Genomic DNA, 12,806 nt, shown 5'->3' on the forward strand with positions numbered 1-12,806 from the left:
ACCAAGAAAGGAGAAAGACTATGAAAAAGATCATGCTAGCCTGTGCTGGCCTCGCTATGAGCGGAGCTGCTGCGGCAGCCCCGAACGCCGAATGTAAAGCCGTTCGTTTCGCCGACGTTGGCTGGACAGACATCACCGCCACCACCGCACTCGCCTCCGAAGTGCTGGAAGGCATGGGTTACGAGCCCAGCGCAAAAGTTCTGTCTGTACCTGTCACCTACCGCTCGCTGAAAAATAAAGACATCGACGTATTCCTGGGCAACTGGATGCCCACCATGGAAGGCGATGTGCGCCCGTATCTGGAAAGCGGTGACGTTGAAAACGTCATCACCAACCTGGAAGGCGCGAAATACACCTTAGCCGTACCTCAGTTTGTGTACGACGCGGGCGTAACCAGCTTTGCTGACATTGCCAAGCACGCGGATGAGTTCAACGAACGCATCTACGGCATTGAGCCCGGCAACGACGGCAACCGCCTGATTCAGGAAATGGTGGATCAGGATGCCTTCGGTCTGGGCGACTTCCGCGTGGTGGAATCCAGTGAAGCCGGCATGCTGTCGCAAGTCAGCCGCTCGGTTCGCCGCAATCAGTGGGTGGTCTTCCTGGCGTGGGAGCCGCATCCGATGAACGCCAACCACGATCTGGCGTATCTGGAAGGCGGTGACGACTTCTTCGGCCCCAACTACGGTGGCGCAACGGTTCGCACCAACGTTCGTAAAAACTACCTGAACGAGTGCCCGAACGTCGGCACCCTGCTGAACAATCTGAAGTTCTCTCTGACCATGGAGAACGAAGTGATGGGCGCCATCCTGAACGACGGCGAAGATCCGCGTGATGCAGCCAACGCTTGGTTGTCCAACAACCCCGACGTACTGACCGGCTGGCTGGACGGCGTCACCACCCTGAACGGTGAAGACGCACTGCCTGCGGTAAAAGCCTACCTCAAGCAGTAAAGCTCCCGGGGTGTTAAACCAACACCACCGCCGCTTATACAAGCACGCCCCGGGCTAATGCCCGGGGCGCTTGATCTGAAGTACCGATACCATTCACATCCCGTGCTGGCATTGCCCGCACCCAAAAAGACAGAAAACCATGAACTGGATAACTGAGCATCAACTGCCTTTCGGCGACTTCATGGAAGACGTTGTTGATTTTCTAGTCATCAATTTCAGCGGCTTTTTTGACGCTGTATCCGAAGGCTTACAAAGCATGATTCACGGGCTGACCGACGGCCTACTCTGGATACCGCCCGCCGCCCTCGTATTACTGTTCACCGTGGCCGCCCACCTGCGTCATCGTCGTTGGGGCCTCACCCTTTTCACAGCCTTCAGTTTTTTGCTGATCTGGAACATCGGCTACTGGGAAGACACCATGGCCACCCTGTCTCTGGTGCTCTACGCCACCCTGCTGTGCATCGTGATTGGCATCCCTCTGGGCATTTATGCCGCCCACAGCCAGTGGCTCTACAAATTCCTGCAACCCGTACTGGATCTGATGCAAACCATTCCACCGTTTGTGTACCTGATCCCTACCCTCACTCTGTTTGGTCTGGGCGTGGTGCCCGGCGTTATATCCACCGTCATCTTCGCTATTGCGGCTCCGGTCAGGCTGACCTACTTGGGCATATCCCAAGTGCCAACGGAACTGCTTGAAGCCGGCAAGGCCTTCGGATGTACCAACCGCCAGCTACTGCTGAAAGTCGAGCTACCTGCCGCCATGAGTTCCATAGGGGCCGGTATTACCCAGTGCATCATGCTGTCGCTGTCGATGGTGGTGATCGCCGCGCTAGTCGGCGCTGATGGTTTGGGCGTGCCCGTTGTACGCGCACTGAACACTGTAGACATCGGTAAAGGTTTCGAAGCCGGCCTGGCCATTGTATTGCTGGCTATCTGGATGGACCGTTTCTTCCGCCAACGTAACGCTGGGGAGCCCACACAATGATCGAATTCGAAAACGTTAACGTCGTCTTCGGCAAACAGCCCAAGCAGGCACTGCCTCTTATTGAACAGGGTCTTGATCGGGCTGAGATTCGCGAGCAAACCGGCCTGGTAGTGGGCGTTCAAAACGCCAACCTGAGCGTAAAAAAGGGCGAAATTTGCGTGCTGATGGGGCTTTCCGGTTCCGGTAAATCCAGCTTGCTGCGCTGCGTAAACGGCCTGAACGAAGTCACCAGCGGCGCCATTCGCATCCAACACGACGGCGAGATGGTGGACTTCACCCAAGCCAGCGAAAAAGTGCAGCGCGACATCCGTACCCGTCGCATTTCCATGGTGTTCCAGAGTTTCGCTCTGATGCCTTGGCTGTCCGTTGAAGACAACGTGGCCTTGGGCTTGGAACTGCAGGGCATGAGCAAAGCCAAGCGTCGGAAGAAAGTTGCTCGCCAACTGGAATTGGTCGGCCTTTCGGCGTGGGCCAAGTGCCGCCCGGACGAGCTTTCCGGTGGTATGCGCCAGCGTGTGGGGCTTGCCCGGGCACTGGCCACCGAATCCGAAATCCTGCTGATGGACGAACCCTTCTCGGCACTGGATCCACTGATTCGCCACCAGCTGCAAGACGAATTGTTGAGCCTGCAGGAAGAGCTGCAGAAAACCATCGTCTTTGTGAGCCACGATTTGGACGAAGCCCTCAAACTGGGCTCCCACATCGCGATCATGAAAGATGGCCAGATCGTTCAGCACGGCAAGCCCGAATCCATCGTGCTGCACCCTGAAAACGATTACGTGAAGAGCTTCGTGGCCAGCACCAACCCGCTCAATGTTTTGGCGGCCCGTTCACTGGCCCTGCCCATCGGGGAAATTCAGGAAGACGCCAGCGGCAACCGTTGCCTGAACAAGCGCTACGACATCTGGTTGCACACGCCCGACGTGGCTGAACAGGCCGTAGTAACCAGCAACGGCCAAACGTTCCAAACCCAGTCCTGGCAAGAAGGTCAAACCATCGAAAGTCTGGCCAAACAGCCCACGCGCATCGCTCCGGATACCCCGCTGCGCGATGCCGTCGAAATCCGCTACTTCACCGGCCACAGCCTGCTGGTTGAAGAAGGCGGACAAATCACGGGTGCCATCGGTGACCGTGAACTTTACCACGCCATGCTTGGTAAGCATCTGGACGACAACTAGGGCGAGCTTTTCGCCCTCTCAATAACTCTAAATAGAACTCACGAAAGGATATGTTTATGAAGATCCGGACATTCAAGGCCGGCGCTGGTCTGATTGCCTCCTCATTGATGCTGGCCGCTTGCGCCCCCATGCAGCAGACACCTGCTGAACCGGAACACACCAAAAACGTCATCATGATCGTTGGCGACGGCATGGGCCCGCAACAGATAGGCCTGCTATTGGCGTATGCAAAGCAAGCACCTAACTCGGTGATTGCCGACGGCTACACCGCCTTTGACCGCATCGCCGAGAACGGCAGCATGGGTATCTCCATGACCCACGCCAATGACAATCTGGTGGTGGATTCAGCGGCCTCAGCCACACAGTTGGCCACCGGCCAGCTGGCGGGTGCAGAAATGATCGGAGCCAACAAAGACGGCAACACCGCCGAGAGCATTCTGGAACGAGCAAAGAAACTGGGCAAATCTACCGGGCTGGTTTCTGACACCCGCATCACCCACGCAACACCGGCCGGCTTTGCCGCTCACCAGAGCCATCGCAGCCTTGAAAACGAAATTGCCGTAGATCTTCTGAACAACGACGTAGACGTGATGCTGTCTGGCGGCCTGCGTTACTGGATTCCGGCATCCGCTAACGACGAACAATCCGATGCGCGCCAGCAACTGGAAACGCTGTCGGAAGGCTCCGTACGCATCAAATCGAAACGCAAAGACGATCGCAACCTGATCGCCGAAGCGCTCGAAAAAGACTACGATCTGGCGTTCAACCTTGACCAAATGAACCAGGCCGACGGCAAGGTTCTTGGCTTGTTCGCCTACTCATCGTTGCCAAACGCTATCGTAGAAAACCAGACCAAGAACGACCCGGACCGTACCATTCCCACGCTGAAAGAGATGTCTGAAAAAGCCATCAACACGCTGTCGCAGAATGACAAAGGCTTCTTCCTTATGATCGAAGCCGGCCAGATCGACTGGGCTGGCCACTACAACGACACGGGCACCATGTTGCACGAAATGCTGCGCATGAACGAAACGTTGAATTACGTGCTGGACTGGGCTGAAGGCCGCGACGACACGCTGATTGTTGTGACCGCTGACCACGAAACCGGCGGCTTCGGTTTCAGCTACTCAGCGAACGACCTGCCCCACGGGCGCGACCTACCGGGCGATGTGTTCAAAGAGCAGCAGTTCAAGCCTGGCTTCAACTTTGGCGACGTTTCAACGCTGGATAAGCTGTACGAGCAACAATCTTCTTACGGGGATATTTTCTACAGCCAGTTCGACAGCCTGAGCGCAGAAGAACAAACACCGGCCAACTTGGCTCGCATTGTTAATGCTGAAACCCGTTTCAACATTACCGAAGAACAGGCCGCGCGCGTTCTGGCCACAGAGGACAACCCCTTCTATACCGAAGGCCACTCCTACCTGGGCACCAAAACCGTGCCGAAAATGGACGTTAACGGAGCCTTCTTCGTTTACCAGACCGATGACAACCGCCAAAACCTGCTGGCCCGCGAAGTGGCTGAGCAGCAAAGCGTCGTCTGGTCTACCGGTACGCACACCAACACGCCCGTATTGGTGTTCACGCAGGGCCCGGCAAACGCTACCGCACCTTTCGGTAAAGTGTTGCACCACACTGACGTGGGTCAACACGCCATTGAAGCGATGAACGACTAGGACTTACTTCGAAATGCGCCTGTCCTTGGTAGGTTTTACCGGGGCAGGCGCAACCTGTTCCGGCAATATTCCATTCCTCTATTCTTCTCTCACCAGCGCCCCTGCAAGGTCGCCACAATCTTTCTACCGCCCGCATAGTTCCGGTGTTCGCACAGGTAAATACCCTGCCAAATGCCCAGCGCCAGCTGGCCGTGGGTAATGGGGATAGTCAGTGACGGCCCGATGATCACATTCTTGATGTGGGAGGTGGTGTCGTCCGGACCTTCCAATGTGTGTTCGTAATAATCCGCGTCTTCCGGCACCATAACATTGAAGTGGCGCTCCAGATCGCCCCGAACATCCGGGTCTGCGTTTTCGTTGATCGCCAAGGATGCCGAGGTGTGCTGGATGAAAAGGTTCAGCAGGCCGACTTCGCAGTTGGTCATTTCCGGTGCCCGGGCGAGGATGTCGTCAGTCACCAAATTAAAGCCCCGCGGGTACGGCGGCAGTTCAATGATGTTCTGATGCCAGATCATAGTCTCTCCACCCTCTATTTCTGCAGGTCATCCCAGGGATGAACAGGCACAGCGACATCTTCCGGCACTTCACTTTCATAAGAGCTGCGAAAGTGGTCCATGGCTTTTTCAGCCTCACCCAGCTCATCGAAGCGGGCGATGTGATAAATCGCTTCGCCTTCGTTCACCAGCGGCAAATTGTTCACACAGATCACAATGCCGGAGCAAGGTGATGTAATCGCAACTTCGGTTTCACCGAAAGGGTCTGCCACCATGGCCAGCTTTTGTCCTTTGCGTACCCGCTGGCCTAAACGAGCCACTTGGCGCATGATGCCGTCAATGTCCGCCCTCACCCACTGGGAGTTCGCGGCGGTTTCCGAGCGTTTTTTCGGAGCCTTGGGGCCTTTCTTGGCGGGTACCATTTCCAGCTCGCGCATCACGCGGATGATACCTTTTACGCCGCTGGCAATCACCACATCATCAAAACGCAAGGCTTCACCGCCTTCGAAGGTAACGACGGGTATGTCGAGGGAATCTGCGTAGGCACGGAGGCTGCCGTCCCGCAGCCCGGCGTTGATAATGATCGGGGCACCGAAAGCTTCGGCCATGCGGGTTGTTTCCGGGTTTTTCAGTTCGGCCCGGATTTGTGGCAGGTTAAAACGGTGTACAGCACCCGTGTGCAAGTCGATGATGTGGGTCACCTTCTCCATGATCAGGGTGCGCAACAAATAGGCGATGCGACCACCTAACGAACCGGTTTCCGAGCCGGGGAAACACCGGTTCAGATCACGGCGGTCGGGCAGGTAACGAGTGCGCTGCACAAAACCGAATATGTTGACGATGGGCACGGCTACCAGGGTGCCCCGAAGGTGACGCAGCGCTGAGTTTTTCAATACCCGGCGGATGATTTCAACACCGTTGATCTCGTCGCCGTGGATCGCGCCACACACCATTAATACCGGGCCGTCCCGGCGGCCGTGTACCACTTCCACCGGAATGTGCAGTGGGGTATGGGTGTAGAGTTTTGCCACCGGCACTTCCACAGTCTCGCGGGTGCCGGCCTTTATCTGAACGCCGGCAATCTCAAACGGTGCTCTTGCCATAAACGGTTAGCCTCTGCCCTTGGTTTTGGTTTTCCAGGGCTTATAATTTTTCTCGGTCCAGTTAATGATCATGCCTGCGACGTTTTTACCGGTGGCGTTCTCGATGCCCTCCAGTCCCGGCGAGGAGTTCACCTCCATCACCAGCGGCCCGCGGCTGGAACGCAACAAGTCGACACCGGCTACGTTCAGGCCCATGGCTTTCGCGGCGGTAACGGCGGTGCGCCGCTCTTCCGGTGTAATGCGCACCAACGAGGCAGTACCGCCACGGTGCAAGTTGGACCGGAACTCGCCTTCGGCCCCCTGGCGCTTCATGGCGGCAATCACCTTGTCGCCAATTACGAAACAGCGAATATCGGCACCGCCAGCTTCCTTGATGAACTCCTGCACCAGAATATCGGCCTTCAGGCCCATAAAGGCTTCGATCACGCTTTCGGCCGCTTTTCGGGTTTCCGCCAGCACTACGCCGATTCCTTGGGTGCCTTGCAGCAACTTGATCACCACCGGCGCGCCACCCACCATTTTCAACAGTTCCGGCACGTTATCCGGTTTGTTGGCAAAGCCTGTTACCGGCATGCCCACACCTTTGCGTGCCAGCAGTTGTAGCGAACGCAACTTATCCCGGGAGCGGGTAATCGCGACCGATTCGTTCAGCGGGAATACGCCCATCATTTCGAACTGCCTCAGTACGGCCGTGCCGTAGAAGGTGACGGAAGCACCAATCCGCGGGATCACCACGTCGAAGTCTTCTAACACCTCTTCGTGATAATGGATCCTCGGGTCTGCCGACGTGATGTTCATCGAGCAATGCAAGCAATCGATAACCTTCACTTCATGGCCGCGATTGATGCCTTCTTCCATCAAGCGCCGGGTCGAATACAGGTGACGATTGCGCGACATAATCGCAATTTTCATGATCAGATCCTTGGTGCCGGTTCGCCGGCAAGATAAGAAGCTTCAGGGTACACAACGGCGCGGCCCGACATGGCGGTACGCCCCAACAGCATCCGGAACCGCATGGTATCCCGGTTGGTCAACGTCATTTCAATCGGCCAGCTTTCATTGCCCACGGTGACCACGGTTTCAATCACCAGACGCAGTTCTTTGTGGCCGCCGGAATCGGTCACGGTGCGTTCGTCCAGCACTTTCGCATCGCACTCGACCACGTCTTTCATTTCGTTCTGAACCGGGTGAACCCAAAACTTCACCCGGCGTTCTCCATTCTCAGTATAGGGCTCTGTGCGAAACGTATGCAGGCACGAGGTGCGAGCCCCTGTGTCGACCTTGGCTTTCATCCGGTCAATACCGAGTTCCGGTAACCCTACCCATTCACGCCAACCCAGTCCGACTCTGTTTTCAACGGTGGTTAGTGGCGTAGTTTCTATTGTTTCAGTCGTGCTTATCGACATCCGGGACACCCTTTTTTTTATGTTGCTCCGGTGCCAACAGCTGCACCCGGAATGGCTCTGAATGACTACCGGCATAGATGCTGGTATGAGGAAACGGTATTTCGATGCCGTGGCCGTCGAGCATTTTCTTCACGGCAATCATCATGCTGCTGCGGCCTTCAAGAAAACGATCTTTGGGCACCCAAAACGAAAACTGTAAATCCACAGAGGATGCACCAAAACCAGTAACCTGTACGAACGCTTTTGGCTCTTCCAGACAGGCGGCATTCTCTTCCGCCAGCTCCAGCAGCAACTCGCTGACGCGTTCAACATCTTCAGCGTAGGCAATCCCCAGCGCCAGGTCGATGCGCCGGATGGGAAACCGCGACCGGTTCACCACCCGCGTTTTAATCAGGGTTTCGTTGGGGATGCGCACATACAGGTTGTCAGGGGTGCGCAGCTTCACGCTCAGCAAATCGATTGCCACCACCTCACCTATGGTGGCATCTACATCGATAACATCACCAATTTCAAAGGGTTTTTCCATCACCAAAAACAAACCGCTGATAATATTCGAGGCTGATGTTTGAGAAGCAAAGCCAATAGCGACGGTCAGGATGCCGGCAGCGCCCAGCACCACCTCCAACGAGAAACCCGCTTCACGGAGCGCCGCGACCGCAAACAGCATGAACACCAGATAGAAGCACAAGCGGCGAATCATCACCTGATGATGGCGGGAAACCCGATCCCCCACCAACCGGCCGACACTTCGGGCGAACAATGTGCCGAGCACTGCCCCCAGAAGCATCAGAAACGCCGCGGAAAACCACTGCCCCCATGCGATGCCGTTGCCGATTTCGGCGATTGTTTGCTGTATCGAATCAAACAAAGCACTACTCCTGTTCGGCTATCAGCCAAAGATGTTATCCACGGCACGTACTAATCTTCGCCCCCGGGCTAGCTTTTCCCGGGCCGGGGCAATGGCTTCACACTGACCGGCTTCGGTGACAACCGCATGGTCGATGTGCAAACTGGCTGAACTCATATCGGTTTCACACTTTACCGTAACACCCGAGGTCCAGAGTTGACCTCGTTCGTTCCGGTAAATCGCCAATAGCGGTGTTGGTAAACTGAACCGTTCCAGCAGCAAGGGCTTTTCCCGTTCATTGATAATGGTCACGGGTGTGACTGCGCGCCAAGGCCGTTTCGGCACCGCCTCCAGTGCCAGCCGGCCATAACTGGACGAGGCATAGCACAGCTCACCTTCCCGGGTATTTTTCCCCAACCAGGTCAAAGACGGCGGTGCCAACGGAAACTCGGCCAGCTCGGTACGCGCCGCCCCCACACACACTTTCATCCAAAGCGTTGTACCCACATACAGCACACAGCGGGCTCCCGCGGGAATGGTTAGCGGCTGGAACGGACGAATGACCGTCGGCAAGTTAGCCATGGCGGGTACAAGGCAGAGCACTCCGTCGTCCTTTGTGCGCACGAAGCGCTGAACCTTCACATCGGCCGACGGCAGCGTATGGCCCGTCGATTCGTACCAGTTTTCCGGGTCTGTGCCTTGCTTGGATGTTTGCTCGCGAATCTGCCATTCCAAATCCAGCAAGGTAATCCACAACCGGGTATGACCAAGTTGATGCTGTTGCGTCTGGCCGGAAGCCAATTGATAAGGATGCACCCAGACACCATCGCGGGGGCTTTCGAATTGCTCTGTCATACCGTGGAAAAAACTCCTTTTTCCTGACGGGGATTATTGTTTAACTATAATCCAATCAGGCAAGGTCAGCGAATATATAAGTTAATGATTTCTCGCCTGTAATTACCCCTACTTCACAGCACGAGGTAAACCTGCTCATGGCTGAACTGGTCTGGTTTCGAAACGACCTCCGCACCGCTGACAACGCGGCTTTGACCGCCGCCTGCAAAAGCGGTCGCCCCGTGCGGGCGTGCTTTATCGTCACACCTGAACAATGGCGGGAGCACGACTGGTCAGCCGCGCGAGTTCAGTTTGTGCTGGAACACGCCAATGCGCTGTCAAAACAACTGGCCAAGCTTGGCATTACGCTCAACTTCCTCCATGCCGATACCTTTGATTCCAGCGTGGACGTACTGGAACAGCACTGCCGCCAGCACAGCATTAGCCATCTTCATTTCAACGAGGAATATGGGGCCAACGAGCGAAAGCGCGATAAGCAGGCCCGGGACAGGCTATCTTCGCTGGATGTAGCGGTGAAAAAATACCGAGACCAAACCGTGGCGCCGGTCGGGCAAATTCTCACCCAGAAAGACGAGCCCTATTCCGTTTTTACCCCGTTTTCTCGCCGGTGGCGCGTGTGGGTAGAAGAAACACGCCCCACTCTTTATCCGATACCTTCTGCGATCGGTTCAACAGTCACACCGGAACGCACCGACACCCTGCCCGCCCCGTTCAAGAATGCTCCGGAGCCTCTGGTGGAAACCAGCGAAGACGCCGCCCACGATGCACTGGATGAATTTCTCTCAGAGCGCGCCGCCAGCTACAACGACACCCGGGACTTCCCCGCGCTGGACGGCACCAGCCTGCTGTCGCCCTACCTGGCTAACGGTGTTTTGTCGGGCCGACAGTGCTTGATCGCCGCTCAACAAACCGGCAGCTCCGGCGAAGGCATTGAAACCTGGATCAACGAAATTGCCTGGCGCGACTTCTACATAAACATTCTTTATCACTACCCACGGCTCAGCATGCACCGCGCCTTCAAACCGGAAACAGAAGCTCTGAAGTGGAACGATCCGGGCGAGCACTTCGAAGCCTGGAAAGAAGGCCGAACGGGCATTCCCATTGTGGATGCTGCCATGCGTCAGCTGAAAGCCACCGGCTGGATGCACAATCGCCTGCGGATGATCACGGCAATGTTCTTATCTAAGAATCTGTTCATTGACTGGCGGCTGGGTGAAGCCTGGTTTATGCAGAATCTGGTAGACGGGTTTCTGGCTTCGAACAACGGCGGCTGGCAGTGGAGTGCATCTACCGGCACAGATGCAGCACCCTACTTCAGGGTTTTTAATCCGGTCACCCAAAGCGAACGTTTTGACCCCAAAGGCGAGTTCATCCGTAACTGGGTGCCAGAGCTGGCGAAGCTGGATAACAAGCGGATTCACGATCCGTCTAAAGGTGGGGTTATTCCGAAAGGGTATCCACGGCCTATCGTGGATTTGAAAGAAAGCCGGAAGGAGGCGATTGCGCGGTTTCAGGCTTTGAAGGACTGAGTATCTTTTCCGGTCAGGGTTGGGGCGGCTATCAGAGAACCACTTCACAAGCTGACGGGCTGGGTTGGGGATGCCTTTCCAAAAATGTGCGTAGCCATGGATGGCGGAGCAGAAGCGTCACATGGACGTGCCGAAGGAGCGGTTTTTGGAAAGGCATCCCCAACCCGGCCCTACTCCAAAGTCAGGCCGAACAGACCGGGCAGTCAGGATCTTTCAATAGCTTCATTTCTCGCCACTGCATCTGCCAGGCATCCAAAATGAGCAGCCGGCCCATTAGAGGACTACCCACCTGGGCTATCACTTTTATCGCTTCCATCGCCTGAGCTGAACCAATCATGCCTACTAAGGGCGCGATAACACCCGCTTCCGAGCAGGTCAGATCCTCGTTGCCCTGCTCTTCGTACAAACAGTGGTAGCAGGGGCTTTCAGGGTTTCGAGGGTCGTATACGGATATCTGCCCTTCCCCCCGAATCGCCGCACCAGACACTAACGGAACCCCAGCAGCAACGGATGCACGGTTAAGGGCGAAACGGGTGTTGAAGTTATCGGTGCAATCCAACACCAACGTTGCTTCCGAGACCAGCTGTTGAAGATCATCACCATCCACACGGCGATTAACGGCAGTCACGGTAATTTCGGGATTAATCGCGCGAACACGCTCGGCCAAGCGTTCGGCTTTGGAGTCGCCAAGCCAGCTTTGCTGGAAACCGATTTGGCGCTGAAGATTAGCCAATTCGATCTGGTCGTCATCCACCAGCGTTAACTGCCCCACGCCAGCCGAACCCAGATACAACGCAACCGGGCAACCCAAGCCGCCGGAGCCCAGAATCATCACCCGGGCCTCTTTCAGCTTTTGCTGGCCGGCGATATCAAATTGAGGAATCAGAATTTGGCGGCTGTAGCGGAGCAGTTCGTCATCGCTGAGCATAGGAAATCTCGCAGTTAGTCACTGGCTGGCTTGCGGGCCAGGGTCATGCGGTCGTTACCGCCGTAATCTTTGCGGGTTTCTATGTTGCGCCAACCGGCACAGGCAAACAACTCCCGAACCGCCTCACCTTGGTCGTAGCCGTGTTCCAGCATCATCCAACCATCGCCGTTCAACCACGCCAGCCCTTGGGTAACCAACAAGCGAATATCATCCAGCCCGTCGTCGCCGGCAACCAAAGCGGATGCCGGTTCAAAGCGCACATCGCCCTCGCTGAGATGGCGGTCGCTGGCCGGGATATAGGGTGGGTTGGAAATGAGTAAATCAAAGGTGTCGGCCGGGATGTCGTCGAACCAGTGGCTCTGAAGCACGGTGATGGGAAGGTTCAGATTCTGGCTGTTCTCGCGGGCCAGTTCGACCGCTTCGGCAATGCGGTCGGTGGCGGTGACCTGCCAATCGGGCTTCTCGCTGGCGAGCGCCAAGGCAATCGCGCCCGTGCCGGTGCCCAAATCCAGAACTTTCGCGGTTTCAGGCAACTCAAGCGATAAAGCGGTTTCTACAAGGCATTCGGTGTCGGGGCGAGGTATCAGGGTGGACGTGGACACTGTCAGAGGCAACGACCAGAATTCCTGCTGGCCGAGCAGGTACGCAACGGGCTTGCCCTCAACCCGCTCGGCGACCAGTTCGAAAAACTGTTCCGCCTGCGCCGCCGGGATTTCCCGCTCGGGCCAGGCCCGAAAGCTGGTGCGGCTCAGGCCACTGATGTGGCTTAGCAGCAATTCGGCATCCAGCTTGGGTGAATCACCACCGATTCGGGCCGCGGCTTCTTTTATCAGAGCTTCGCAGGTCAAC

The 12,806-nt window shown here is 56.3% G+C and carries 13 protein-coding genes; 5 read left to right on the forward strand and 8 right to left on the reverse strand.

Annotation, left to right across the window (positions count from 1 at the left end; all coding sequences use genetic code 11):
• Window positions 1–20: 20 nt before the first annotated feature.
• From MWU64_RS07255 to MWU64_RS07270, 4 genes are all read left to right on the forward strand, one after another.
• The gene (locus MWU64_RS07255) at window positions 21–953 is read left to right on the forward strand and encodes a choline ABC transporter substrate-binding protein (protein WP_247062983.1); all 933 of its coding nucleotides are present in this window, start codon (window positions 21–23) and stop codon (window positions 951–953) included.
• Between the two features lie 139 nt (window positions 954–1,092).
• A complete protein-coding gene (choW, locus tag MWU64_RS07260) occupies window positions 1,093–1,941 on the forward strand; it encodes a choline ABC transporter permease subunit (protein WP_247062985.1) in 849 nt (282 codons plus the stop codon).
• Entirely contained in the window at window positions 1,938–3,119 is a 1,182-nt protein-coding gene (gene choV / locus MWU64_RS07265) for a choline ABC transporter ATP-binding protein (RefSeq protein ID WP_247062987.1), read from the forward strand. The genes choW and choV overlap by 4 nt, the downstream gene beginning before the upstream one ends.
• 56 nt (window positions 3,120–3,175) lie before the next feature.
• Window positions 3,176–4,795: an alkaline phosphatase gene (locus tag MWU64_RS07270; RefSeq protein WP_247062988.1), complete on the forward strand. Its 1,620-nt coding sequence runs from the start codon at window positions 3,176–3,178 to the stop codon at window positions 4,793–4,795.
• A gap of 89 nt (window positions 4,796–4,884) precedes the next feature.
• Here the strand turns inward: MWU64_RS07270 and MWU64_RS07275 are convergent, their stop codons facing one another.
• Genes MWU64_RS07275 through MWU64_RS07300 form a run of 6 tightly spaced genes read right to left on the reverse strand, consistent with a single transcriptional unit; the run spans window position 4,885 to window position 9,500 of the window.
• Window positions 4,885–5,310: a secondary thiamine-phosphate synthase enzyme YjbQ gene (locus tag MWU64_RS07275; RefSeq protein ID WP_247062989.1), complete on the reverse strand. Its 426-nt coding sequence runs from the start codon at window positions 5,308–5,310 to the stop codon at window positions 4,885–4,887.
• A gap of 14 nt (window positions 5,311–5,324) precedes the next feature.
• The gene (locus MWU64_RS07280; protein ID WP_247062990.1) at window positions 5,325–6,392 is read right to left on the reverse strand and encodes a succinylglutamate desuccinylase/aspartoacylase family protein; all 1,068 of its coding nucleotides are present in this window, start codon (window positions 6,390–6,392) and stop codon (window positions 5,325–5,327) included.
• Window positions 6,393–6,398: 6 nt separating this feature from the next.
• Entirely contained in the window at window positions 6,399–7,304 is a 906-nt protein-coding gene (rimK, locus tag MWU64_RS07285) for a 30S ribosomal protein S6--L-glutamate ligase (RefSeq protein WP_247062991.1), read from the reverse strand.
• Window positions 7,305–7,306: 2 nt separating this feature from the next.
• Window positions 7,307–7,798 (reverse strand): RimK/LysX family protein, encoded by a 492-nt coding sequence (locus tag MWU64_RS07290; protein ID WP_247062992.1) that lies wholly within the window; start codon window positions 7,796–7,798, stop codon window positions 7,307–7,309.
• Window positions 7,779–8,666, reverse strand: coding sequence for a mechanosensitive ion channel family protein (locus tag MWU64_RS07295; RefSeq protein WP_247062993.1), 888 nt, complete (start codon window positions 8,664–8,666; stop codon window positions 7,779–7,781). The genes MWU64_RS07290 and MWU64_RS07295 overlap by 20 nt, the downstream gene beginning before the upstream one ends.
• A 21-nt stretch (window positions 8,667–8,687) precedes the next feature.
• A complete protein-coding gene (locus MWU64_RS07300) occupies window positions 8,688–9,500 on the reverse strand; it encodes a hypothetical protein (protein ID WP_247062994.1) in 813 nt (270 codons plus the stop codon).
• Between the two features lie 137 nt (window positions 9,501–9,637).
• On the opposite strand from MWU64_RS07300, the gene phrB reads away from it, so the two are divergent.
• Window positions 9,638–11,029: a deoxyribodipyrimidine photo-lyase gene (gene phrB / locus MWU64_RS07305; protein WP_247062995.1), complete on the forward strand. Its 1,392-nt coding sequence runs from the start codon at window positions 9,638–9,640 to the stop codon at window positions 11,027–11,029.
• A 181-nt stretch (window positions 11,030–11,210) separates the two neighbouring features.
• Here the strand turns inward: phrB and MWU64_RS07310 are convergent, their stop codons facing one another.
• Together MWU64_RS07310 and prmC are read right to left on the reverse strand one after the other, a co-directional pair.
• Window positions 11,211–11,957: a molybdopterin-synthase adenylyltransferase MoeB gene (locus MWU64_RS07310; RefSeq protein WP_247062996.1), complete on the reverse strand. Its 747-nt coding sequence runs from the start codon at window positions 11,955–11,957 to the stop codon at window positions 11,211–11,213.
• A gap of 14 nt (window positions 11,958–11,971) precedes the next feature.
• A complete protein-coding gene (gene prmC, locus MWU64_RS07315) occupies window positions 11,972–12,805 on the reverse strand; it encodes a peptide chain release factor N(5)-glutamine methyltransferase (protein ID WP_281496297.1) in 834 nt (277 codons plus the stop codon).
• Window position 12,806: the final 1 nt, after the last annotated feature.

The organism is Marinobacter sp. S0848L (genome assembly GCF_023016065.1).
Classification (GTDB): Bacteria; Pseudomonadota; Gammaproteobacteria; order Pseudomonadales; family Oleiphilaceae; genus Marinobacter.